Consider the following 23,108-nt stretch of genomic DNA (forward strand, 5'->3'; position numbering starts at 1 on the left):
AGGCGGGGCCGTGATCTCGTCCGGTACCGCCGGTCCAAGCGTCCGACGGGCGGCGATCGCCGACTCGCAGCTTCTGCCGCGTGGCCGACGGGGCGCTCGACACGTGAGGGAGACGCCCCGGTTTCGCGGACCCTCCCGGACTGTCCCACGCCAAGCGTCTATGACTGCGTGGTTCCCACTCCGCAGACGGACGACTGTTACTTCCCGCCTCTCCCGCGGCGCCGCAGAGTGACGATCGCGAAGAGGAGGAGCCCGATGACGATGATGGCCACGGTGACTCCGACGCCGCCCCCGACCGCGGCGCCGGAACGAGCAAGCGGTAGCGACATCTGCTTCTCCTCAGCCGGTCACAAGGCGGTCGCATGACGCCGTCTCCGGCGGCGAGGCGCAAAGGTCGCCCACGTGCCGGAGAGGTCGGGCCGGGCGTCGACGAGGCCGATGACGCTGCCCTGGACGTCGGTGAGGCAGTGCCGGCCCGCCCCGCCTGATGCCATGGCTGTCCGCGTGCCCGAGGGTTCGCCGACGAAACCGGCGGTGTGCTCCCGTGTCCTACCGTTCGCCGCGTCGGCGAGGCCGAACCGCCGTGCCCGAGACGGTGGTTGTGGCCGAGTCCGCCACGAGCGCCACCTCGAACCGCGCCTACGCCGTCGCCCCGCGCACCGAGGACCAGGACGAGGGCCGGACCAGGGAGCGTAAGTCCCTGAGTGGAAAGGTCAGTTGCGTCGAGCGCCATACGGCTCGTGAGGTCTTCCGCCTGGTCGGGCAATTACCGTCAGTCCCGTCCTCGTGCCCGTCCCCGACGCCGTCCCCGTCCCAGGCGCCGCCGACGCCGTCCCCGGCCCCGCCGCCGCACGGGACGGGCACAGGCCCGGCGTTCAGCGGTGACGCAGGAGCCTCATATGCACGGCACGGACGTGCGCGCGTGTCCCGCACATCTGGACGCGTGCGGCCTTGGACGGCGCAAGCACCGCGAACGGGCGTTTCCGTACCCTCCCGTGACGCGTGAGACCCGCACTGCGAAGATGAGGCGCCATGACTGCTGGGTGGTGTTCTCGCACGCTTAGGGCCGCGGTGTTCGCGGCCGTCTGCGTGCTGCTCACCTCCCTGGGCCACGTCATGATGTCCGGGACCCCGGTGCCCTGGTGGGCCATGGCCTTGGGGGCGGTGGTGACCGGCGGCACGGCCTGGCGGCTGGCCGGCAGGGAGCGCGGGCCGGTCCTGGTCGGCTCCGTCACGGTCGGCGCACAGGCCGTCCTCCACTCGTCGTTCGCGCTCGCCCAGGCGGCCGTGCACCCGCGGTCGCCCGGCGGCAGGCCGCTCGTCCAGCAGTGGCTGGGCTACCTGCTGTGCGGTTCGCCCTCGGGACCGGTCGCGCGGCATGACGCCATGTCGACGTCCATGGCCTCCATGGACCACGGGACGGGTGCCATGCACTCCATGGGGTCGATGGACCACACGGGGACGGCGCACTCCCTGGACCACGCCATGGGCGGCATGTCCTCGACCGGCATGCTCGCCGCTCACCTGCTCGCCGCCCTGGTGTGCGGGCTGTGGCTCGCGTACGGAGAACGTGCCGCCTTCCGCATCCTGCGGGCTCTTGCCGGCTGGCTCGTCGCACCGCTGCGGCTGCCGCTGCGGCTGCCCGCGCCGCCGCACCGCCCGCGCGCAGGCGCCCGCCGGGGCCGGTCGCAACGCGCGCTGCGGCAGATCCTCCTCACCCACGCGATCACTTCTCGGGGACCGCCCGCGGGGACCGCTGTCGCCTGACGACAGCCGGTCTCCCCAGGCACGGAGCCGTCGGCTCCCCGCCTCGGGCATCGGCCGCGCCCCTGCGCGCACGGCCGTTCACCTCCACCCCTTCACCCCTTCACCGGTTCCCGCCGTACCGCTCGCTCGTCCGCGCGCGCCGGCCCGGCTACCGGATCCCCGAGAAGGAGAGCCACCAGGTGCTCACTCCTGTCCTGTCCTCGACGCGCGACACATCGAAGGACGAGTCGATCACGGCCTGGGCACTCGCCGCCCGCAGCGGCGACCCCCACGCCGTCGATCTCTTCGTCCGCGCCCTGCACCGAGACGTCCGCCGCTACGTGACCTTCCTCGGCGCCGACCCCCAGAGCGCCGAGGACCTGACCCAGGACACGTTCCTGCGGGCCCTGGGCAGCCTGCACCGGTTCGAAGGCCGTTCCTCGGCCCGCACCTGGCTGCTGTCCATCGCCCGCCGCGCGGTGATCGACAGCATCCGCTACAGCTCCTCCCGGCCCCGTCTGTCGGACACCGACGACTGGCAGGGCGCCGCCGAACGCACCCAGTCGCGCGACCTGCCCGGCTTCGACGACGGCGTCGCCCTCGCCGAGCTGCTGGACGCGCTCCCGGACGACCGCCGCCAAGCCTTCGTCCTCACCCAGTTGGTCGGACTTCCCTACGCCGAGGCGGCCGGTGTCAGCGACTGCCCGGTGGGCACGGTGCGCTCACGGGTCGCCCGCGCCCGCACCTCGCTGATCGAGTGGCTGGACGAGGCCGAGCGCCGCACCGCGGCGCCCGTCGCGGCCTGACCGGCCGCACCCGTGCTGCCGCCCGGTTCGCCGTCCGGGCGGCAGCGACCTGGTCCGCTCCACCTCCTCACGGACGGAACGGACCCGCACGACCGCCTCGGCCCCCACCTCGAGCACACCGGTGGGCAGTGACTCGTTCACCGTTCCGCGACTCGTCCACCATTGCGCGACTCCCAGTGGACCGTGCGGTCGCACCAGCGGCGCAGGAGTACGTGGTCGTGGCCGACGGCGAGCAGGCCGGCCCCGGTGGTACCGCGATACTCCTCGACGACCGCGACCAGCGCGGCGGTGGTCGAGGCGTCGAGCATCGCGGTCATCTCGTCACAGATCAGCCAGCGCGGGCGGAGCACGAGGGCGCGGGCGAGGCAGGCGCGTTGGAGTTGTCCGTCGCTGACCTCGTGGGGGCGTCGGCCCAACAGCTCGGGGGTCAGGCCGACGGCCGCGGCCAGCTCGGGGACTCGTACGGGTATCTCCTCGCGGCGGCCGGTGGCGCGCAGCGGTTCGGCGATCAGGTCGGTGAGTCGCAGCCGGGGGTCCGCGGAGAGCCGGGGTTGCTGGAAGACCACACCGAAGGCGGTACGCAGTTCGCGCGGGGCGCGGTGGCGCCAGCGGCGTACGGGTTCGCCGTCGAGGAACAGGGTTCCGGAGTCGGGGCGGTGCAGCAGGGCGGCGACCCGGGCGAGGGTGGACTTGCCGCAGCCGCTGGGGCCGAGCAGGCCCACGGCTTCGCCCTGGTCGACGGTCAGCGAGAAGTCGCGTACGACGGGGGCGTTCCTGTCGTAGCCGGCGGTGATGCCGCGCAGGTCAAACACGGATGTCCTCCGGGACGTGCGGGTGGTGGCAGGCGACCGTACCGGTCACCGGCGGCAGTGCGGCGCACGCGTGGGTGGCCAGGTCGCAGCGGGCGGCGAAGGCGCAGCCGTCCGGGAGGTCGCCGAGTTCCGGGGGCAGGCCGGGGATGGGGGCGAAGGCGCGCTCGGGCAGCGCCCGCAGGAGACCGCGGCTGTAGGGGTGGCGGGGGCCGGGGGCGCCGAAGAACGGGGTGGCTTCGGCCAGTTCGACGATGCGGCCCGCGTACATGACGGCGACCCGGTCGGCGATGCGCTCGGCCGCGGCCAGGTCGTGGGTGATCACCAGGAGGGCCCGGCCGGTTCCGCCGTCGGCGTCGGGGCCGTCGACATGGCGGCGTAGTTCGTCGACCGTGCGGTCCACCAGATCCCGGTCGAGCCCGGTGGTCGGCTCGTCGGCGAGGAGCAGGGGTGCGTCGCCGACGAGGGCCAGGGCGGTGGCGGCGCGCTGGGCGAGGCCGCCGGAGAGCTGGTGCGGGTGGCGGTCGAGATGGTCCACGGGGAAGGCGGCGCGCTCGGCGGCGGCCTGTGCGGCGGCGCGGACGGCGGCGCGCCCCCGGACGCCGGCCAACTGGGCGACCGTCTCCTCCAGTTGGGAGCGGATGGTGCGGACGGGGGTGAGATGGGCCGCCGGGCTCTGCGGTATGAGCCCGATCCGGCGGCCCCGGACCGTGCGGGCGAGGGTCCGTTCGTCGGCGGAGAGCAGGTCGAGGTCGCCGAGGTGGGCGTGGCCGGCGGTCTGCGCGTTGGCGGGGAGCAGGCCGAGGAGGGCGGAGGCGAGGACGGACTTGCCGCAGCCGCTCTCGCCGATCAGGGCCAGGCATTCGCCGGCCGCCACGTCGAAGTGCGCGTCGGTGACGGCGGCGATGCGGCGCCCGTCGGCCATGAGGAAGCGCACCGACAGCCCGCGTACCGACAGAACGGGACGTTGCTCGGTCACAGCATCAGCTCCGATCGGCGGCGGGGGTTGAGCCGCTCGCGCCAGGCTCCGGCGAGGCCGGCGATGGCGAGGGTGGGGACGATGATGAAGAGGCCGGGGAAGAGGGTCGGCCACCACTGCCCGGCGAGCAGCGAACCGCGTGCGCTCTGGATGAGGGTGCCGAGGCTCGCCGTGTGGGTGGGCAGCCCGAGTCCGAGGAAGGACAGGGCCGACTCGTGCCACATGGCGTGCGGCACCATCAGCACGGCGGCGAGCGCGGCCTGGGGCAGCACGCCGGGCAGCAGGTGCCGTACCGCCACCCGCCACCGGGAGGCGCCTCCGGAGACGGCCGCGTCGATGTAGGGGCGCGAGCGCAGGGACAGGACCTCGGCCCGGACGATCCGCGCGGTCGAGAGCCAGTGGGTGAGCGCGACCGAAATCACCACCGGCCAGACGCCCGGCCGGAACATGGCGACGACGAAGATGCCGAGCAGCAGGTGGGGGACGGACGAGACCGTGTCGACCAGCCGCATGATGCCGCGGTCGGCCCAGCCGCCCAGGGCACCGGCGGTGGCCCCGACCGCGGTGCCGATCACGGTCGCGGTCAGCGCCGCCGCCGCACCCACCAGCAGGGAGACCCGCAGGCCGTACACGCAGCGCAGCAGCAGGTCCCGGCCGACGTCGTCGGTGCCGAACGGGTGGGCCCAGGAGGGCGGTCGCAGCTTGGCGGCCAGGTCGATCGCCTGCTGGTCGAGTTGGACCAGCGGCGGTACGAGGAGCACGGCGAGGACGGTCGCGGTCATCAGTACGGCGGAGGTGCGTACGCGCAGGGTGCGGGAGGAGCGGCGGCCCGTACCCGGTGACCGCCATCGCGTCTCGGGACGCGGCTCGGTCTCCACCGCGGCCTCAGTCATCGGAGTCACATGTCACTGTGTTTCACCCTCGGGTCGAACAGTCCGTAGAGCAGGTCCGCGAGCAGGTTGCCGGCGAGGACGGCGGCGGTGGCGAAGGTGGTCAGGGCGGCGAGCAGGGGGAAGTCGACGGCGGTGGCCGCTTCGACGGTGGCCGCGGCGATGCCCGGCCAGCTGAACACGCTTTCCACGAGCAGGGCGCCGGTGATGAGTTCGGGGACGCGGGAGCCGATCAGGGTCAGGACCGGCAGCAGTCCGGAGCGCAGGGCGTGTCCGAGCAGGACGGTGCGTTCGCCCAGGCCCCGGGCGCGGGCACCGCGCACCGGGTCCTCCGCCAGCGCGTCGCCGACTCCCTGCCGTACGTACAGGGTGAACCAGGGGAGTTGGGAGACGGCGAGCACACCGGCAGGCAGCACGAGGTGGCCGGCGACCTGCCCGAACGTGACCTGTTCGCTGGCCGTGTCCGTCAGACCCCCTGCCGGGAGCACGCCCAGTCGGAGGGCGAACAGCCATACGGCGAGCAGCGCTACCCAGAACACCGGTGCCGCTTCCAGGGAGTAGGCGAGCGAGGTGACGATCCGGTCGAGCCACGATCCGGGGCGGCGTGCCGCGAGCACCCCCAGCAGCGTGCCCGTCAGCACGGCGACGGCGAACGCGACGGCACACAGCAGCGAGGACCACACCAGGCGTTCGCCGATGACCTGGGCCACCGGCTGCCGCATGACGCTGGACTGGCCGAGGTCCCCGGAGAGTGCGGAGGTCAGCCATCGCCACCACCGCACGGCGAAGGACTGGTCCACGCCGAGGTTCTCCCGCAGCCGGTCGAGGGTCTCCTGGTCGGCGCCGAGCGCGGCCGTGCCGGCGTATGCCTTGACCGGGTCGAAGGGGGAGGCGGCGGCGATCGCGAAGACACCGAACGTGACGACGAGGAGGACGGGGACGGCGAACAGGGCCCGCCGCCCCGCCAGGCGTGCCATCGCCCCCCAGGGCAGGGACGGAATGGTCATCTCCTCGGCTGCCAGTCCTCGATGTTCCACCAGGGCCCGCTGGCGAAGCCGTGCTCGTGCGGTTCGCGCTGCGTGGTCAGCCCGTCCCAGCGGTCGGCGAGCACGTAGAGGTGGTCGATGTGGGTGAGGAAGGTGTATCCGGGGTTCTTCACGAGTTCGTGCTGGAGCGTGTCGTAGGCGGCCTCGCGTACGGCGGGGTCCTGGCTGCGGCGGCCGGTGTCGAGCGCCTGGTCCACCGCCGGGTTGTCGTAGCGGCCCATGTTGTTGAAGCCGTCGCCGGCGAGGGAGGAGTGCAGCAGGGTGTAGAGGCCGAAGTCGGGGTCGCCGGTGCTGCCGAAGCCGGCGAGGACCGCGTCGTTCTTCATCCGGGGCTCGATGACCTCCCAGGTGGCGCTCTCCACGGTCACGTCGATGCCGGCCTTCTTGGCGTCGGAGGCGTAGGCGAGGGCGTGGTCCTGGCGGACCTTGTCGCCGGAGGGGTAGAGCAGGGTGAACGCGGCGCGTCGGCCGTTCTTGGCGCGGATGCCGCCCTCGCCCGGCTTCCAGCCCGCCTCGTCCAGGATTCGCTCGGCCTTGGCAAGGTCCTGGGAGCGCTCGATGTCCGGGGCGAACCAGGGGTCGTCGGTGGGCAGCGGCCCGTAGGCCGGCCGGCCCGCGCCGTCGAGGATCCTGTCGACCATGGCCTCGCGGTCCATGGCGGCGTCCAGCGCCTGCCGCACCGCGCGATCGCCGGTGACCTCGTTCTCCGTGGGGAGGGTGACGGTCCGGAAGTCGTTGGACTTCGCTTCGTACGTCCGCCTGCCGTCCTCGTTCTCGAAGGTGGCGGCGAGGTTGGGCGGGAGGACCGCGCCGTCGAGGTCGCCGGAGCGCAGCCGGGTGGCGCGCACGTTGTCGTCCGCGATGACCGCCATGGTGAACGCCTTCACCTTGGGCGCGCCGCCCCAGTAGTCGGGGTTGGCCTTGAAGGTGAGCTTCTCGCCCTTGCGCCAGTCGGCGAGGACGTACGGGCCGGTGCCGACCGGCTCGGTGTTGAAGGAGCCGGTGTTGGGGTCCTGCTTGCCGGCTATGTGCTCGGGGACGATGGGCAGCACGGTGCGCCCGGCGAAGGGCGCGTACGGGTACTTCAGTGTGAAGACGACCTTGTCGTCACCGCTCGCCTTGACGTCCTTGACCGCGTCCAGCTCGCTTCTCGCGGTGTTGTTGGTCTTCGCGTCGAGGACGGTCCGGTAGGTGAAGACCACGTCGGCGGCCGTCAGCGGTTCGCCGTCGCTGAACTTCACCCCGTCGCGCAGGGTGTACGTGTAGGTGAGTCCGTCGGCGCCGACCTCGGGCAGTGCCTTGGCGAGGGCGGGTCCGAGTTTCAGATCGGCGTCCCGGGCGAGCAGGCCGTCGAAGATCTTGGAGTTGCCGTCCTTGCCGTAGCCGAGCAACGGGCTGAGGGTGTCCGGCTCGGAGGCGACCCCGATCACGACGGAGTCGGCGGCCCTGCCGTCGCTCCCACCGTTGCCGGGCGCGGAGCAGGCGGCGATCCCGGTCACCGCGACCGCCGCCGCGACCGCGGCACTTCGTGTTCGACGGGTCGTCATGATCCTCACACTCTTGTTGCCGGTGATTCGTTGTTGCATGTTCTTGCGAGGGGAGGGCTGCTCGGGCCCACCCCGGGTCGGTCCGTCGCCTATCGGCGGCCCTGCCGTGCGACTGCGGCACATCGGTACGGCGTTCGCGGATCGGGAGGCCGAGCCGTGCGGCTCGTTCCGCGTTCGGGCGACGGTGTCGCGGCACTCGGCCAAGCATCCGGCGGGGGCGGTTCCCGCCGGTGTGCGGGGGAGCGCCCGGACGGTCATCAGGGCGGGGCGACGGTCGTACGGGCCGGATGACGCGGGCCGAGGAAGACGGCTATGCCGTTGCTCTCCGGGGAGGGGTGGGTGACCTGAGTCCAGCCCTGGCGGCGGTAGAAGGTGACGGCCCGGGGCGCCCGGACCGAGGTGAGCAGCCAACTGCGGCCTTCGGGGGCGTCGGCGGAGACGGCCTGAAGGAGTGCGGCGGCGAGGCCGGTGCCCTTGGCGGCGGGGCGGACGGCCAGTTCGTCGATCTCGCGGGCGCCGCACAGCCACCGCAGCGTGCGCTCGGCGCCGAGACCCGCGGCGGCCTGCGGGTAGCAGCGGTCCGTGGGGAAGGGGGTGGAGGTGGTCCAGGCCGTGGTGAAGCCGGCCACTTCCGAGCCCGCCAGGGCGAGCGCGGCGGTGAAGCCCGGCCGGTGCACGTGCTCGGCGAGGTGTCCGAGGAACTCGTCCGCCTGCTTCTCGTCCTCGTTCCAGGGCGGGGCGCAGAAGGCGTCGGCGTACACGGAGCGCAGCGCGGCGGCGTGCGTCAGCAGGTCCTCGCCTGTGAAGAGGCGGATGTCCGTGGGCATCAGGCCGCCGCCCGGACCGTGGGTGCCGACGCTGGGTGCGGGGCGGCGTCCTCCAGGGGCGGCGACGGGTCGATCGGCAAGGTCGGTGGCGCTGGTTCGGCCCCGGCCCGGACGTCGGGAGCGTCCCCGACGGCCGCGATCAACGCGCCGTACTCCGCACACGGCCGCAGCCCCGTCTCGTCCGATGCGCGCCGGATCACCGGCTGTACGGGGTGGACGTGCACGCGGGCGGAGATCCCCGGAACCACGCCACCGCGACGGGAGTGCTCGTCGACGCCCGACGCCCTCGCGGGGCCCGGCAGCCGTTCGCCCGCCCTCGCCCCCGCGCCGCTCTCATGGCAGGACGACCAGATGTCCAGCACGACCGGAGACCCCACGCGACCGCCCCTCTCTGCATGCATCTAGCTATTGCAATAAGTATGCAATAAGAAGTGGGGTGTTGTGCACCCGGGACTGCGTACGGGTTGTCCGGTGCGACGCCCTCCCCTCGCGACGGGCGCCCGGCGTCGCGACCGGACCTGACGGTGAGAAAGGGGGAAACCGGTGAATACCGCGACGAGTGGACGCGCCACCGCCCGCGACGCGGAGCGCCCGACGGTGCGACGCGACCGCGGTCCTAGGATCAACGATTGATCGGCGACCGACCTCTCTTGCTGTTAGCGTGCAACTGCACATCAGTGGCAATTATGTCGGAGGACGTTGGACATGGCGGTTTACACGCTCCCGGAGCTTCCCTACGACTACGCGGCGCTCGAACCGGTCATCAACCCGCAGATCGTCGAGCTGCACCACGACAAGCACCACGCCGCGTACGTGAAGGGCGCGAACGACACGCTGGAGCAGCTCGCGGAGGCCCGCGACAAGGAGCAGTGGGGCTCGATCAACGGCCTGGAGAAGAACCTGGCCTTCCACCTCTCCGGGCACATCCTGCACTCGATCTACTGGCACAACATGACCGGTGACGGCGGCGGCGAACCGCTGGCCGCGGACGGTGTGGGCGACCTCGCGGACGCGATCACCGAGTCCTTCGGCTCGTTCGCCGGTTTCAAGGCGCAGCTGACCAAGGCCGCCGCGACCACCCAGGGTTCGGGCTGGGGCGTCCTCGCCTACGAGCCGCTCAGCGGCCGGCTGATCGTCGAGCAGGTCTACGACCACCAGGGCAACGTCGGCCAGGGCTCGACCCCCATCCTGGTCTTCGACGCCTGGGAGCACGCCTTCTACCTGCAGTACAAGAACCAGAAGGTCGACTTCATCGACGCCATGTGGGCCGTCGTCAACTGGCAGGACGTGGCCAGGCGTTACGCCGCCGCCAAGGAGCGCGGCGACAGCCTGCTGCTCGCGCCGTGACGCCGTCACCCTGTGACGCTGTGACTCCGTGACCGCGTCCGCACAGACGTCCTGCTCGTGATCGTCTTCTCAACCTTCACTCGCAGGCGGCACCACGAAGGGCTCCCGCAAGGACGTGACGCGCGGGAGCCCTTCGCCGTCCCCTCGACGCAGGGGGCGTCGGACAGCCGGTGCCACCAGCAGGTGATCGCCCGCCCTCCGGTCCTTGTGCGGAGGGAGCGGACGACGGCGCCCCGGATCCGGCAGTCCGCCACGCCAGGGCACTCGAACTCCCGCCGGCGTAAAGGCACTCGCAGGTGACGGCGTTGGGGTCGCCGTCCCCGCCCAGGAGCCGCCCGGTGAGGACGTCGTCGGTGCGGCGGAGGTAGCACCTGCCCTTGTTGACGATCGTCCTCACACGCGAGATGAGGCCCGAGACCGTCCGTGTGAGGGTCGAGGAAGGGCAACCCGCAGCGGGCCGCTCGGCTGTCCGTCATCGGCGTGAGACCATCCGATGCCTCAACCGGTATGCCGCCCGCGAGGTCTCCAACCTGGTCAGGGCGGTGTCCACGACCCCCGTTAGAGGGGCGACGGTGACGGATGAGAGGCTCAGGCGGGTGAGTGAGACACCGATGAACACCCTGCAATACCGCTTCGACGGGCCAGAAGACGCACCTGTCCTGATCCTCGGTCCCTCACTGGGCACCACCTGGCACATGTGGGACCGGCAGGTTCCCGAACTGGCCCAGCAGTGGCGGATCTTCCGGTTCGACCTGCCCGGTCACGGTGGGGCCCCGGCCCATCCGGCCGGCTCCGTCGGCGACCTCGCCGAGCGGCTGCTCGCCACGCTCGACGCGCTCGGTGTGCAGCGCTTCGGCTACGCGGGCTGTGCGCTCGGCGGCGCGGTCGGTGTGGAGCTGGCGCTCCGTCACCCGGAGCGGGTCGCCTCCCTCGCGCTGATCGCGGCCTCGCCGCGGTTCGGCACGGCGGACGAGTTCCGGCAGAGAGGCGTCATCGTCCGCACGAACGGCCTCGACCCCATCGCCCGCACCTCGCCCGACCGCTGGTTCACCAGCGGCTTCGCCGCCGCCCAGCCCGCGATCACCGAGTGGGCCGTGCAGATGGTCCGCACCACCGACCCCGGCTGCTACATCGCGGCCTGTGAGGCGCTCGCCTCGTTCGACGTGCGGCCCGAACTCGGCATGGTCGGCGTGCCGACGCTCGTCCTCGTCGGCTCCGACGACCAGGTCACCGGACCGGCCGAGGCCCGCACGCTGGTCGCGGGCATCCCGGACGCCCGCCTCGCCGTCGTCCCCGGCGCCTCCCACCTGGTGCCGGTCGAGCAGCCCGCCGCCGTCACCGACCTCCTGGTGCGGCACTTCTCCACCGCCTGGCAGCCCGCCCACGAGCACAGCACGGGCCAGACCGCCGTCCCCGGCGTCTCCCTCAGGCAGCTGCCGACCGGGCCCCCGCAGACGGCCCCGGTCGCCGAGATCGCGCCCGCCCCGGTGGCGGTGCCCCCGCAGGGCGTGGGCCGCCCCGACCCGTACGACGCCGGGCTGAAGGTGCGCCGCGAGGTCCTCGGGGACGCCCATGTGGACCGGGCGCTGGCCCAGGCCGACGACTTCTCGGGCGACTTCCAGGAACTGGTCACCCGGTACGCCTGGGGCGAGATCTGGGACCGTCCCGGCCTCGACCGGCGCTCGCGTTCCTGCGTCACGCTCACCGCGCTGGTGGCCGGCGGCCACCTCGACGAACTGGCCTTCCACACCCGCGCCGCCCTGCGCAACGGCCTCACCCCGGACGAGATCAAGGAAGTGCTGCTCCAGGCGGCGGTCTACTGCGGCGTGCCGGCCGCGAACAGCGCGTTCCGGGTGGCGCAGCAGGTCATCCGGGAGGAGACCACGCCCCCGGAGTGAGTCGCGTGCCCGGCGGGGGCACGATGGACGGATGACACCCACGACCCCCGAGACACCCACGACCCCCATGAGGCTCACGAAGAAGTCGCACGCCTGTGTCCGCCTGGAGAAGGACGGCCGCACCCTCGTCCTCGACCCGGGCGCGTTCACCGAGGCGGACGCCGCGCTCGGCGCGGACGCCGTCCTCGTCACGCACGAGCACCCCGACCACTTCAGCGAGGAACGGCTGCGGGCCGCCCTGGAGGCCGACCCGGCCACCGAGATCTTCACTCTCGCCTCGGTCGCGGAGAAGATCGCGAGCGCCTTCCCCGGCCGCGTCCACACCGTCGGACACGGGGACGCGTTCACCGTGGCGGGCTTCGACGTCCAGGTCCACGGCGAACTGCACGCCGTGATCCACCCGGACCTGCCGCGCGTCACCAACGTCGGCTTCCTCGTCGACGGCGGCCGCGTCTTCCACCCCGGTGACGCCCTCACCGTCCCCGACCACCCGGTGGAGACCCTCCTCGCCCCGGTCCAGGCCCCGTGGAACAAGATCGCCGAGGTCATCGAGTACGTCAGGGAGGTGAAGCCGCGGCGGGTCTACGACATCCACGATGCCCTCCTCACCGACCTCGCCCGCCCGATCTACGACACCCACCTGGGCAATCTGGGCGGCGCGGACCACCAGCGGCTGGCCCCGGGGGCGTCCGCCCACATCTGAGCGGGGTGTTGTCGGACCCTCCGGGTAGGTTGTCGGTCATGCGCATCGCGACCTGGAACGTGAACTCGATCACCGCCCGCCTGCCGAGGCTCCTCGCCTGGCTGGAGAGCAGCGGCACCGACGTGCTCTGCCTCCAGGAGGCCAAGGTCGCCGAGGCGCAGTTCCCGTTCGACCAGCTGCGCGAGCTGGGCTACGAGGCGGCGGTCCACGCCACCGGACGGTGGAACGGCGTGGCGGTGATCTCCCGAGTCGGCATCGAGGACGTGGTCAAGGGGCTGCCCGGCGATCCCGGGTACGACGGCGCCCTCGAGCCCCGCGCGATCTCCGCGACCTGTGGCCCGGTCCGCGTCTGGTCGGTGTACGTGCCGAACGGCCGCGAGGTGGGCCACCCGCACTACGCCTACAAGCTCCAGTGGTTCGAGGCGCTCAGGGCCGCCGTCGCCGGTGACGCCGGGGGCAGCCGCCCCTTCGCCGTCCTGGGCGACTACAACGTGGCGCCGACCGACGACGACGTGCACGACGTGGCCGCCTTCGAGGGCTCCACGCATGTCACCGCCGCCGAGCGCGCCGCCCTCGCCTCCCTGCGCGCGGCCGGCCTCTCCGACGTCGTCCCGCGCCCCCTGAAGTACGAGCACCCCTTCACGTACTGGGACTACCGTCAGCTCTGCTTCCCCAAGAACCGCGGCATGCGCATCGACCTAGTCTACGGGAACGCGCCCTTCGCCAAGGCCGTGAAGGACTCCTACGTCGACCGGGAGGAGCGCAAGGGCAAGGGCGCCTCGGACCACGCCCCGGTCGTCGTCGACCTCGACGTGTAGCCCTTGAGGACCCCTCCCGTGCACCTGGTCGCTCCGCCGGAGACCGTGACGGCCCGGCCGGACACCGCGACGGCGGCGAAACCCCCGCGTACCGGTCGTATCGCCGGCAGGGCGGGGGAGGCCCGTCCGGCCGGTCGCGGCCGCCCGCGCGCCTGTGGTGCGCACGCCGGTGTGAATGTCACGCTGGACGTATGAACATCCCTTTCCTGGGCAGCAGGCGCAAGAAGCACGCCGAGGCGACGCTGACCGCCGCGGACCCCGAAGGGGTCGCCGAACTCCTCTCCGAGTGCGAACTGCTGCGCACCCTGGCGGAGCGGGAGGGCATTCGGCTCGACGACACCCCCGCCTCGCTGGAGGCGCTCGACCAGTTGCTGCCGCGCTGGCGCGACGACGAGGAGATCCTGCCGTGGCTGGGCAATGACGCCGGCCTCTACCTCGGCACGGTCATCGTGCGCACCGTCCCCGGCGCCGCCTGGGAGGTGTGGCCCGGCGGCCAGCCCGTCGTACGGCTCGCGTCGGGCCGGAAGTTCGACGTGGTGACGGCCGGGCAGGAGTGGGCGGTGAACGGCGTCCCGGAGCTGTCGCAGCGCTACGGCGAGGTGGCGGTGGTCTGAGCCGCGGTCCGGGCCGGGTCCGGCGCGGGGCGTAAATACGGCTATTGCGCGAAGGGTGCGTGTCGTGTCCTGGGGCCGGTCCTTCCTGGATAGTTTGCGGCAGCACGGGTCAGCCGAGAGTGAGTAGGGCTGCGCATGGCCGTCGATCCGTTGATCGAGCTGCGTGACGTCAACAAGTATTTCGGGGAGCTCCATGTCCTCCAGGACATCGACCTCACGGTCGGCAAGGGGGAGGTGGTCGTGGTCATCGGCCCTTCGGGGTCGGGCAAGTCGACGCTCTGCCGGACGATCAACCGGCTGGAGCCGATCCGCTCCGGCACGATCCTGCTGGACGGCAGACCGCTGCCGGAGGAGGGCAGGGAACTGGCCCGGCTGCGGGCCGACGTCGGCATGGTCTTCCAGTCCTTCAACCTCTTCGCGCACAAGACCGTCCTCCAGAACGTGACGCTGGGCCAGATCAAGGTCCGCGGGACCGACAAGGCGAAGGCCGAGGAGAAGGCGCGTGCCCTGCTCGACCGGGTCGGCGTGGCCGGTCAGGCCGACAAGTACCCCGCACAGCTCTCCGGTGGCCAGCAGCAGCGCGTGGCCATCGCCCGGGCCCTCGCCATGGAGCCCAAGGCGCTGCTGTTCGACGAGCCGACCTCCGCGCTGGACCCGGAGATGATCAACGAGGTGCTGGAGGTCATGCTTCAGCTCGCCCGGGAGGGCATGACGATGGTCGTCGTCACCCACGAGATGGGGTTCGCGCGCTCGGCCGCCAACCGCGTGGTGTTCATGGCCGACGGCCGTATCGTGGAGGACCGTTCTCCGGACGAGTTCTTCACCGATCCGCGCAGCGACCGGGCCAAGGACTTCCTCTCCAAGATCCTCAAGCACTAGTCCGGTGCATGCCAGCCATTGCCCTCCGGCGGACCTCGTCTAGGATGGGCCGTTCATCTGGGCCACAGGGGCAGCAGTTCACAGGAGCCATACCCGCCCGGCGCCGGCCGGAGATCACTGTTCGCGCAGCGGGATCGACACGTACGACGGGTCGTTCGCCGGCGAGGAGAAGGTCAGCCGCGCGCCGGACGGGTTGTGCTCGTTGTGGAGCGGGTCACCGAGTCGACGGCCACAGACGGCCGATGCCCGGCCGCAGACGGCCACAGACCGGCCGCAGACCGGCCGATGCCCGGCCGGGACGTCGTGGGCCGCGGAGAACAGCTCCCGGCCGACGCCGAACGGCCTTCCGGGGGCGCGCCCGTGGAAGGTGAGACCGTCCGGCCGCGAGCGGTCCGCGGGGTGCCCGGACTCAGGAAGCGCGGTGCGAGGTGCGGGTGGAGACGGCCTGCGCGGGCAGCGGCGTCTGGGCGGCCCGCGTCACGTCGGCGACCAGTTCGACCACGTCCGGGCCGTACGCCTGGGAGTTGACGACCTTCAGCAACAGGACGAAGGAGTTGTTCCCGTGCTTGCGGTGGAGGCGCTCGTGGTTGCGGGCCAGATAGCGGGTGGCGGCCTGGTTGGTGATCGCGCGCTGCCCGCAGAACAGGAACACCGGCCGGGCCTCCCTGCGTTGGGCGGCGGTGAGCCGGGCGAGCAGCACGTACTCGGTGACGCCCGCCTCCATGCGGTGGCGTTCGGTGCCGATCTGGAACGCGCCCCGGTCCGGGCCCGGTTCGGCGTCGACGTTGACCCGGACGCCGGGCAGCATGGCCGACATGTGCGCCATCATGCGCCGGTTGGAGACGGGACCGCCGACACAGAACTCGGTGCGTTCGCCGAAGCCCTGCTGGGCCGTGTCCTGCGTGACCACCTGGATGTTGGCGCCGCAGTCCTTGATCAGCGCGGACAGCTCCAGGAGCGCGAAGACGTCGAAGCGGTGGACCGCCGGTTCCGAGGTCGCCGGATCGCGGTTGACGACGAGCAGGCACTCCGAGTTGTCCGGCAGCCCGAAGAACGCCTGCTTGCGCCGGAGCCTGCGTCGCCAGAGGTAGGTGCGGGCCACCCAGCCCAGCGCGGCGCTGATGCCGGCCGCGACCACACCCAGCACGATGTTGCGCACGTCGTCGTTCATGGGCGCGCATAGTAGTGGGGTCCCATGGCCGGAACGTACCCGTGTTCGATGTGTGGCAGTCGTGCGACACCGCCCCGAAGGGGGCTGTCGGGAGCCCGGTGTTCTGGTTACGCTGCGCGGACGTTCCCGGACTGGAGGTATGGATGCGTCGCTCTGTCGCGCGGAAACTGTCGGTCCTCGCGGTGTCCGCCGCCGTGGTCTCGGTGGGAGCGGCGGCGCCACCCGCCGCCGCGGGGAGAACGGCCGCCGAAAAGGTGCCCGTCGCCGTCGGCTACGGGGGCGCCGTCGCCAGCGTCGACGCGGACGCCTCCGCGGCCGGTATCGAGGTCCTGCGCAAGGGCGGCAACGCGGTCGACGCGGCCGTCGCCACCGCCGCCGCCCTCGGCGTCACCGAGCCGTACTCCTCCGGTATCGGTGGTGGCGGCTACTTCGTCTACTACGACGCCAAGTCCCGTACGGTGCGGACGATCGACGGCCGCGAGACCGCGCCCCTGACCGCCGACGCCGGCCTCTTCGTCGAGAACGGCAAGCCTCTGGCCTTCGCCGACGCCGTCAGCAGCGGCCTCGGCGTCGGCACCCCGGGCACGCCCGCCACCTGGGCGACGGCCCTGGACCGGTGGGGCAGCAGGAAGCTCGGCACGGTGCTGAAGCCCGCCGAACGCCTGGCTCGCGACGGCTTCACCGTCGACGCCACCTTCCGCAGCCAGACCGCGGCCAACGAGACCCGCTTCCGCTACTTCCCCGACACCGCCGAGCTGTTCCTGCCCGGCGGGCGGCTCCCGGCCGTCGGCTCCACCTTCAAGAACCCCGACCTGGCCCGCACCTACGCCGAGTTGGGCCGCAAGGGGGCGGGCGCGCTCTATCGGGGCGACATCGCCGAGGACATCGTCGACACCGTCAACAAGCCGCCCGTGGACCCGGCTTCGGGCTGGAACGCCCGACCGGGCGAGCTGTCCGCGAAGGACCTCGCCGTCTACCGCGCCAAACTCCAGGCGCCCACCCGCACCTCCTACCGCGGCCTCGGCGTGTACTCCATCGCGCCGTCCTCCTCCGGCGGCACGACCGTCGGGGAGGCCCTCAACATCCTGGAGCGCACCGACCTGTCCAAGGCGAGCCGGGTCCAGTACCTGCACCGGTACATCGAGGCCAGCCGCATCGCCTTCGCCGACCGCGGGCGCTGGGTCGGCGACCCCGCCTTCGAGGACGTACCGGCGAAGGAACTGCTGTCGCAGCGGTACGCCGACTCGCGGGAGTGCCTGATCAAGGACGACGCGGTGCTGACCAGCCCGGTCGCGCCCGGCGATCCGCGCCGTCCGGCGGCCTGCGCCACCGGGGGCACCGCGGCGCCGACGACGTACGAGGGCGAGAACACCACGCATCTGACCGTCGCCGACAAATGGGGCAACGTCGTCTCCTACACGCTCACCATCGAGCAGACCGGCGGCAGCGGCATCACCGTCCCCGGCCGCGGCTTCCTCCTCAACAACGAGCTGACCGACTTCTCCTTCGCCCCGGCCTCCCCGGCCGTGCACGACCCGAACCTGCCCGGTCCGGGCAAGCGGCCGCGCTCCTCGATCTCGCCGACCATCGTCCTGGACCGGCACAACCAGCCGGTGGTCGCCCTCGGTTCACCCGGCGGCGCCACCATCATCACCACCGTGCTCCAGACCCTGACCGGGTTCCTCGACCGCGGGCTGCCCCTCGTGGACGCCATCGCCGCGCCCCGCGCCAGCCAGCGCAACGCCGCCCAGACGGAACTCGAACCCGGCCTGTACGGCAGTGACCTGGCCGGGCAACTGGAGGCCATCGGGCACTCGTTCCGGCTGAACCCGGAGATCGGCGCCACGACCGGCGTGCAGCGGCTGCCGAACGGCAAGTGGCTCGCCGCGGCCGAGACCGTGCGGCGGGGCGGAGGCTCGGCGCAGGTGGTGCTGCCGGCGCCGTAGGACACCGACGGACACCGAGGGCCTCACAGCCCGGGGGCGGGTGGCTCGTCCCGGCTCGTGCGGAACGCGAGCCGCCCGTCCTCCACGTCGACCGTCACCCGGGCGCCCTTGTGGACCCGCCCGTCGAGCAGCAGCCGCGACAGCTGGTTGTCGACCTCCCGCTGGATGGTGCGGCGCAGCGGGCGGGCGCCGTACTCGGGCTGGTACCCGCGTTCGGCCAGCCAGTCGACGGCGGCGTCCGTGAACCGCACGGTGATGCCCCGCGCGTGCACGAGCCGACGGGTCTCCTCCAGCAACAGGTCGGTGATCCGCCGCAGTTGGTCGCCGCTGAGCTGACGGAAGACCACGATCTCGTCGATGCGGTTGAGGAACTCCGGCCGGAAGTGCTCGCGCAGCGGCCGCAGGATCTGCTCCCGGCGCGCCTCCTCGTCGGCCTCGGTGCCGCCCGCCCCGAAACCGATTCCCGCGCCGCGCCGCGTGATCGCCTCCGAGCCCAGGTTGCTGGTCATCACGATCACCGTGTTCGTGAAGTCGACCGTACGGCCCTGCGCGTCGGTCAGCCGCCCGTCGTCGAGGACCTGGAGCAGCACGTTGAAGACGTCCGGGTGCGCCTTCTCCACCTCGTCGAGCAGCAGCAGCGAGTACGGGTGCCGGCGCACCACCTCGGTGAGCTGACCGGCCTCCTCGTGGCCGACGTAGCCGGGCGGGGCGCCCACCAGACGGCTGACGGTGTGCCGCTCCTGGTACTCGCTCATGTCCAGGCGGACCATGCGGTCCTCGCTGCCGAACAGCGCCTCGGCGAGCGCGCGGGCCAGTTCGGTCTTGCCGACACCGGTCGGGCCGAGGAAGAGGAAGCTGCCGATCGGCCGGTCCGGGCTGGACAGTCCGGCACGGGAGCGCAGCACCGCGTCCGAGACGACCCGCACGGCCTCGTCCTGGCCGACGACCCGCTCGTGCAGATGCTGCTCCAGCGCCAGCAGCCGGTCCTTCTCCTCCTGGGTGAGGCTCGCGACGGGGATGCCGGTCTGCCGGGAGACGACCTCGGCGATCGCCTCGGCGGTGACCTCCAGATGCTGGCCCTCGTCGGCCCCGCCGTCCCCGGCCGCGTCCGCGATCCGCTGCTTCAACTCCACGATACGGTCCCGCAGTTGGGTCGCCTGCTCGTACTGTTCGTCGGCCACCGCCTGGTCCTTGTCGCGCGTGAGCTGCTCGACCTCGCGCTCCATGGCGCGCACGTCCGTGCCCTTCGTGCGGGCACCCAGCCGCACCCGGGCGCCGGCCTGGTCGATCAGGTCGATGGCCTTGTCGGGCAGCCGCCGGTCGGTGAGGTACCGGTCGGACAGCTCCACGGCCGCCACCAGCGCCTCGTCGGTGTAGCGGACCTGGTGGTGGGCCTCGTACCGGTCGCGCAGACCGCGCAGGATCTCGATCGCGTCCGCGGCCGACGGCTCCGGCACCAGGATCGGCTGGAACCGGCGGGCCAGCGCCGCGTCCTTCTCGATCCGCCGGTACTCCTCCAGCGTCGTCGCGCCCACGACGTGCAGTTCGCCGCGGGCCAGCGCCGGCTTGAGGATGTTGCCCGCGTCCATCGAGCCGCCCTCACCGCCGCCGCCCGCGCCGACGACCGTGTGCAACTCGTCGATGAAGACGATGAGCTGGTCGGAGTGGTCGCGGATCTCGTTCACGATGGCGTTGAGGCGCTCCTCGAAGTCACCCCGGTAACGGGTGCCGGCGACCACCCCGGCCAGGTCCAGGGCGACGACCCGGCGGCCGGTCAGCACGTCCGGCACGTCACCGTCCGCGATGCGCTGCGCGAGCCCCTCCACGATGGCGGTCTTGCCGACGCCCGCGTCACCGATCAGCACGGGGTTGTTCTTGCCGCGCCGGGACAGCACCTCGATCGTCTGCTCGATCTCGTCGTCCCGGCCGATCACCGGGTCGATACGGCCCTGGCGAGCGAGGTCGGTGAGATCGCGGCCGTACTTGTCGAGCGTGGGCGTGGAGGCGGGCCGCTGCCGCTCCTGGCGGGACTGCGGGGGCATGGTGTCGGCGGGCTCGGAGGGGCCGGCGGGCGGCGCGTAGCGGGCCGCGTTGAGGATGTGCCCGGCGGCCGAGTCCGGGTTCGCCGCGAGGGCGCTCAGTACGTGCTCCGGGCCGATGTAGCCGGTGCCGCGCGAGCGCGCCAGTTCGTGGGCGTCCAGCAGGGCCCGCTTGGCGGCGGGCGTCAGCGACAGCGAGGTGGGCGGCGGCACCTCGCCCGGTGGGTGCTGGACGGGGCCCGAGCGTTCGTCGATCTCCGTCGCCAGGGAGTCGGGGTCGGCGCCGGCGCGGCTGAGCAGGGTGCGGGTCGGCTCCGCCGCGAGGGCGGCGCGCAGCAGGTGCTCGGTGTCCAGATCGCGGCTGCCGTGCTCGGCCGCGTACTGGGCCGCGCCCCGGACCAGTTCCCTGGCCGGCTGGCTGAGGAGCTGGCCGATGTTGATCTGGCGCGGGCCGGGGCGCGGGCCGCCGAAGAAGCGGGCCAGGAATTCACCGAAGGGGTCGCCCTCAGGGCCGAGGTAGCCGCTGGTCATGGCATTCCGTTCCATCGACTGCGTTGCCGGTGCGGACGAGTTTCCTGTCCGGGTCGGGCTACACCACGATGACACGTTCCTTTTGGGGTGGCATGTCCTGAGGGGTCCGGCGGCGTTCGAGACATTCGCGGCGGGGTGGATCCGCCTGCGCCCTGTCGTCACCTTCCCGCCTGCCGGGCGGACGGGCGACGGGAAGGTGACGACAGGGCCCACGGCCGGACCCTCGCGTCGGGTGAGGGCGCGCGGACCTGATTCGGTGATCGCCACCGTGTGTCCGTGTGTTCCGTGTGTTCCGTGTGGGCCGCCCCGGAGCCGTCGGTGGTGGTGTGCAGGGTCCGGCCGTCGGCATCGGTGAAGTGGCCGCCCCCGGCCCCCGCCCCGGTGGGCAGCATCGGTTCGATGGCCGGACCATGCCGTGGCGCGGGGGCGGACCGCGGCCCGGCCGGCCCCCTCGGCGGGCGCCCCGGTCCTCGTGCATCCGGTGTCCCAGCCCGTGGCAGGCCGTCGAGGATGCCGAACCCGGCCGACCGGCGGACCGTGCCGATCGCGTGGGCGATGCCCCCGATGCGGTTGCCGACGACCGCCGCCCGACGACCGCCGCCCCGACCCCGAACGACTGCCGCCCCGACGACCGCCGCCCCGACCCCGAACGACTGCCGCCCCGATGCCCGCCGCGAGGGCGCGCTCCGCGGCCCCGGTCGGGCGGACGTCCGCCGGGCGCGGGGTGCCCATCGCTCAGCGGCGGCCGTACTCCGGCAACCGGTTCCGCCCGCCCGCCCGACCGCCTCGGGAGGGCGTCGCGACCGCCTCGGGAGGGTGTCGCGTCCGCATCGAAAACTCCCCGTATCCGTCCCGTAACACGCATGGTGTTCGCTACGGACCGGAGTGTCCGGTCGGCGGGAGTTGGGCGATGGCTTTGGAGCAACTCCCCGGGCGGATGCGGGAGTTCGCGAGCTACCTGGAGGGGCTGCTGGCGCGCCTGGATCAGGGCTCCGGCTGGTGCGCGGTCTTCTGGCAGCGGGACCCGGACGGTATGCGGGCCTGCCTCGACGGCCATGAGGTGCCGCCCTGGGACGTGGTGGAGGCCCTCCTCCAGGACCTCGCCGCGCACCACGGCACGCCCGTCGCCGCCCGGGAGGCCGACCGGGCCCGGCCTCTGCACCTCGCCGCCCTGGCCGCCCACGACGCCCGTCCCGGCGCCCGCGACGCCCTCGCGGACCGGCTCGACGTGATGCTCCGCGAGCAGCGCCACGCCGTCGACCGGCAGGCCGAACTGGGCCGTCTCCTCGCCGCCGCCACCAGCCTGGAGGAGGCCGAGGCCATCCGCCTCGACCTCGCCTGGGCCCGCGACGACCTCGGACGGGCCACCGCCCGCTGCGCCGAACTCCGGCACCGCATGGCGGAGTTGGACCGGCGTGGCGGTGCCGGTGGCGACGCCCGTGCCGAAGCCGACCCGCCGGCCCGACGCGGGCAGGCCGACGCCTACGGGTCCGCCCGGCCGTCCTCCGCTCCCGCCGACCCGAGCGCCTCCCGGACCCCGTACGGCGCCCCCCGTACGGCCGCGGCGGCCCCGTACTCCGAGTCGGCGCCGGCCGCGTGGAACCCGGGGGACGCCGGCACCCCCTCCCGCGAGACGGCGCTCACCCGCGACGAGGGGCCGCTCACCGGGCCCGCCGCCCGTGAGCCGGCCCCCGACGCCACCGCACCCGCCCCCGTGCCCAGGCAGCGCAAGCGCCGCCGGGGCGGTGCGCGGTTCGCCGGGATGGCCGACGAGGAGGCCGCCCCCGTAGCCGTACCACCCGTCGCCCGGGCCGCGCTGCCGGCGCCCGCCGCGAGCACGCGCCGTACCCCGCGCGGCGCCCGGTTCGCGGGCGCCGCCGAGGAGCCGCGGCGGCGGCCGCAGCCGTCGGCCGGGCCGGTGGACGCGGCGGCCCGGCACGAGACCGCCGAGGCGGTGGAGCGCCTGGTCCGGCTCCGCGCCGAGGGCCGCAGCGGGGAGGCGCACGCGCTGCTCGTCGAGTTCGCGTACTGGCCCGCCGCCCGCGTCCCGCTGCTCGCCGCCGGCCTGGAGCGCGCGGGGCTCACCGCCGACTGGACGACCCTGCTGTGGGAGGCCGCCTCGCTGCCCGCCGACCGGCTCGTCGCCGCGGCGGACGCCCTGGCCGAGGCGGGCCGCACGGCCGACGGTGAGCAGATCCTGCGGCAGGGCGTCGCCCGCCCGGCCGAAGAGGTCGGGGAGGCCGTCCGCGCCCTGGCGGCCGACGGCCGCCGCCGCGAGGTGCGCGCGCTGCTCGACGCCTACGTCCGGGTGCGCACCCCCGAGGAGGCGGCCCGCAGCGTCGTCCCCGACCCGCGGCTCCTCGTCCCGCTGCTGCTGGAGGCCGCCCGCGGCGTCTCGGACGAGCGGCACTGGGACGTGGTGCACGCCCTGCGGGTCGCCGGCTTCACGGCCTGACCCGCGGCCCCGCCGAACGCGCGCGACTCACCCACCGGAGTGTGAAACGCGATCGAC

Annotated in this window: 18 protein-coding genes and 1 pseudogene; 10 read left to right on the forward strand and 9 right to left on the reverse strand. The window is 73.0% G+C overall.

Annotation, left to right across the window (positions count from 1 at the left end; translation table 11 throughout):
* Window positions 1-1,032: 1,032 nt before the first annotated feature.
* Complete coding sequence (locus tag ACFYO5_RS12570; RefSeq protein WP_388707660.1) at window positions 1,033-1,767, forward strand: hypothetical protein; 735 nt, start codon at window positions 1,033-1,035, stop codon at window positions 1,765-1,767.
* 179 nt (window positions 1,768-1,946) lie between these two features.
* Window positions 1,947-2,552 carry a sigma-70 family RNA polymerase sigma factor gene (locus ACFYO5_RS12575; RefSeq protein WP_388707663.1) on the forward strand — a complete coding sequence of 202 codons (606 nt, stop codon included), beginning with the start codon at window positions 1,947-1,949 and terminating at the stop codon, window positions 2,550-2,552.
* A 137-nt stretch (window positions 2,553-2,689) separates the two neighbouring features.
* Here ACFYO5_RS12575 and ACFYO5_RS12580 read toward each other — a convergent pair whose 3' ends face one another.
* From ACFYO5_RS12580 to ACFYO5_RS12605, 6 genes are all read right to left on the reverse strand, one after another.
* Complete coding sequence (locus ACFYO5_RS12580) at window positions 2,690-3,364, reverse strand: ATP-binding cassette domain-containing protein (protein WP_356561321.1); 675 nt, start codon at window positions 3,362-3,364, stop codon at window positions 2,690-2,692.
* Window positions 3,357-4,340, reverse strand: a complete 984-nt coding sequence (locus tag ACFYO5_RS12585; protein ID WP_388707666.1) for an ABC transporter ATP-binding protein — start codon at window positions 4,338-4,340, stop codon at window positions 3,357-3,359. Before ACFYO5_RS12585 ends, ACFYO5_RS12580 begins: the two co-directional genes overlap by 8 nt.
* Window positions 4,337-5,233 carry an ABC transporter permease gene (locus tag ACFYO5_RS12590; protein WP_388707669.1) on the reverse strand — a complete coding sequence of 299 codons (897 nt, stop codon included), beginning with the start codon at window positions 5,231-5,233 and terminating at the stop codon, window positions 4,337-4,339. The genes ACFYO5_RS12585 and ACFYO5_RS12590 overlap by 4 nt, the downstream gene beginning before the upstream one ends.
* Window positions 5,234-5,238: 5 nt before the next feature.
* Window positions 5,239-6,207, reverse strand: coding sequence for an ABC transporter permease (locus ACFYO5_RS12595; protein WP_388709201.1), 969 nt, complete (start codon window positions 6,205-6,207; stop codon window positions 5,239-5,241).
* 26 nt (window positions 6,208-6,233) lie between these two features.
* Window positions 6,234-7,823: an ABC transporter substrate-binding protein gene (locus ACFYO5_RS12600; RefSeq protein WP_388707671.1), complete on the reverse strand. Its 1,590-nt coding sequence runs from the start codon at window positions 7,821-7,823 to the stop codon at window positions 6,234-6,236.
* 257 nt (window positions 7,824-8,080) lie between these two features.
* Window positions 8,081-8,650, reverse strand: coding sequence for a GNAT family N-acetyltransferase (locus tag ACFYO5_RS12605; protein WP_388707674.1), 570 nt, complete (start codon window positions 8,648-8,650; stop codon window positions 8,081-8,083).
* Window positions 8,651-9,355: 705 nt separating this feature from the next.
* Between ACFYO5_RS12605 and ACFYO5_RS12610 the strand changes: the two genes are divergently transcribed.
* The 6 genes from ACFYO5_RS12610 to ACFYO5_RS12635 all read left to right on the forward strand — a co-directional run bounded on the left by ACFYO5_RS12610 (window position 9,356) and on the right by ACFYO5_RS12635 (window position 14,909).
* Window positions 9,356-9,997 (forward strand): superoxide dismutase, encoded by a 642-nt coding sequence (locus ACFYO5_RS12610; RefSeq protein ID WP_334556124.1) that lies wholly within the window; start codon window positions 9,356-9,358, stop codon window positions 9,995-9,997.
* 596 nt (window positions 9,998-10,593) lie between these two features.
* Window positions 10,594-11,895 carry a 4-carboxymuconolactone decarboxylase gene (gene pcaC / locus ACFYO5_RS12615; protein WP_356561416.1) on the forward strand — a complete coding sequence of 434 codons (1,302 nt, stop codon included), beginning with the start codon at window positions 10,594-10,596 and terminating at the stop codon, window positions 11,893-11,895.
* A 67-nt stretch (window positions 11,896-11,962) separates the two neighbouring features.
* Window positions 11,963-12,598, forward strand: coding sequence for an MBL fold metallo-hydrolase (locus ACFYO5_RS12620; protein ID WP_388709203.1), 636 nt, complete (start codon window positions 11,963-11,965; stop codon window positions 12,596-12,598).
* Window positions 12,599-12,636: 38 nt separating this feature from the next.
* Window positions 12,637-13,416 carry an exodeoxyribonuclease III gene (locus ACFYO5_RS12625; protein WP_356561418.1) on the forward strand — a complete coding sequence of 260 codons (780 nt, stop codon included), beginning with the start codon at window positions 12,637-12,639 and terminating at the stop codon, window positions 13,414-13,416.
* A gap of 191 nt (window positions 13,417-13,607) precedes the next feature.
* Window positions 13,608-14,030: a DUF6278 family protein gene (locus ACFYO5_RS12630; RefSeq protein WP_388707679.1), complete on the forward strand. Its 423-nt coding sequence runs from the start codon at window positions 13,608-13,610 to the stop codon at window positions 14,028-14,030.
* Window positions 14,031-14,165: 135 nt separating this feature from the next.
* Window positions 14,166-14,909, forward strand: coding sequence for an amino acid ABC transporter ATP-binding protein (locus ACFYO5_RS12635; protein WP_388707683.1), 744 nt, complete (start codon window positions 14,166-14,168; stop codon window positions 14,907-14,909).
* A 114-nt stretch (window positions 14,910-15,023) separates the two neighbouring features.
* Here ACFYO5_RS12635 and ACFYO5_RS12640 read toward each other — a convergent pair.
* Window positions 15,024-15,278, reverse strand: a pseudogene (locus ACFYO5_RS12640) (hypothetical protein); the annotation flags it as partial.
* Window positions 15,279-15,318: 40 nt separating this feature from the next.
* On the reverse strand, window positions 15,319-16,080 hold the full coding sequence (locus ACFYO5_RS12645; RefSeq protein ID WP_356561423.1) for a hypothetical protein: 762 nt from the start codon (window positions 16,078-16,080) through the stop codon (window positions 15,319-15,321).
* 143 nt (window positions 16,081-16,223) lie between these two features.
* On the opposite strand from ACFYO5_RS12645, the gene ggt reads away from it, so the two are divergent.
* A complete protein-coding gene (gene ggt / locus ACFYO5_RS12650) occupies window positions 16,224-18,026 on the forward strand; it encodes a gamma-glutamyltransferase (protein WP_388707686.1) in 1,803 nt (600 codons plus the stop codon).
* Window positions 18,027-18,049: 23 nt separating this feature from the next.
* Here ggt and ACFYO5_RS12655 read toward each other — a convergent pair whose 3' ends face one another.
* Window positions 18,050-20,596 (reverse strand): ATP-dependent Clp protease ATP-binding subunit, encoded by a 2,547-nt coding sequence (locus tag ACFYO5_RS12655; RefSeq protein ID WP_388707689.1) that lies wholly within the window; start codon window positions 20,594-20,596, stop codon window positions 18,050-18,052.
* 910 nt (window positions 20,597-21,506) lie between these two features.
* Here ACFYO5_RS12655 and ACFYO5_RS12660 point away from each other — a divergent pair.
* Window positions 21,507-23,051: a hypothetical protein gene (locus ACFYO5_RS12660; RefSeq protein ID WP_388707691.1), complete on the forward strand. Its 1,545-nt coding sequence runs from the start codon at window positions 21,507-21,509 to the stop codon at window positions 23,049-23,051.
* Window positions 23,052-23,108: the final 57 nt, after the last annotated feature.

The sequence above is a fragment of the Streptomyces sp. NPDC006259 genome, from assembly GCF_042870975.1.
Lineage (GTDB): Bacteria > Actinomycetota > Actinomycetes > Streptomycetales > Streptomycetaceae > Streptomyces.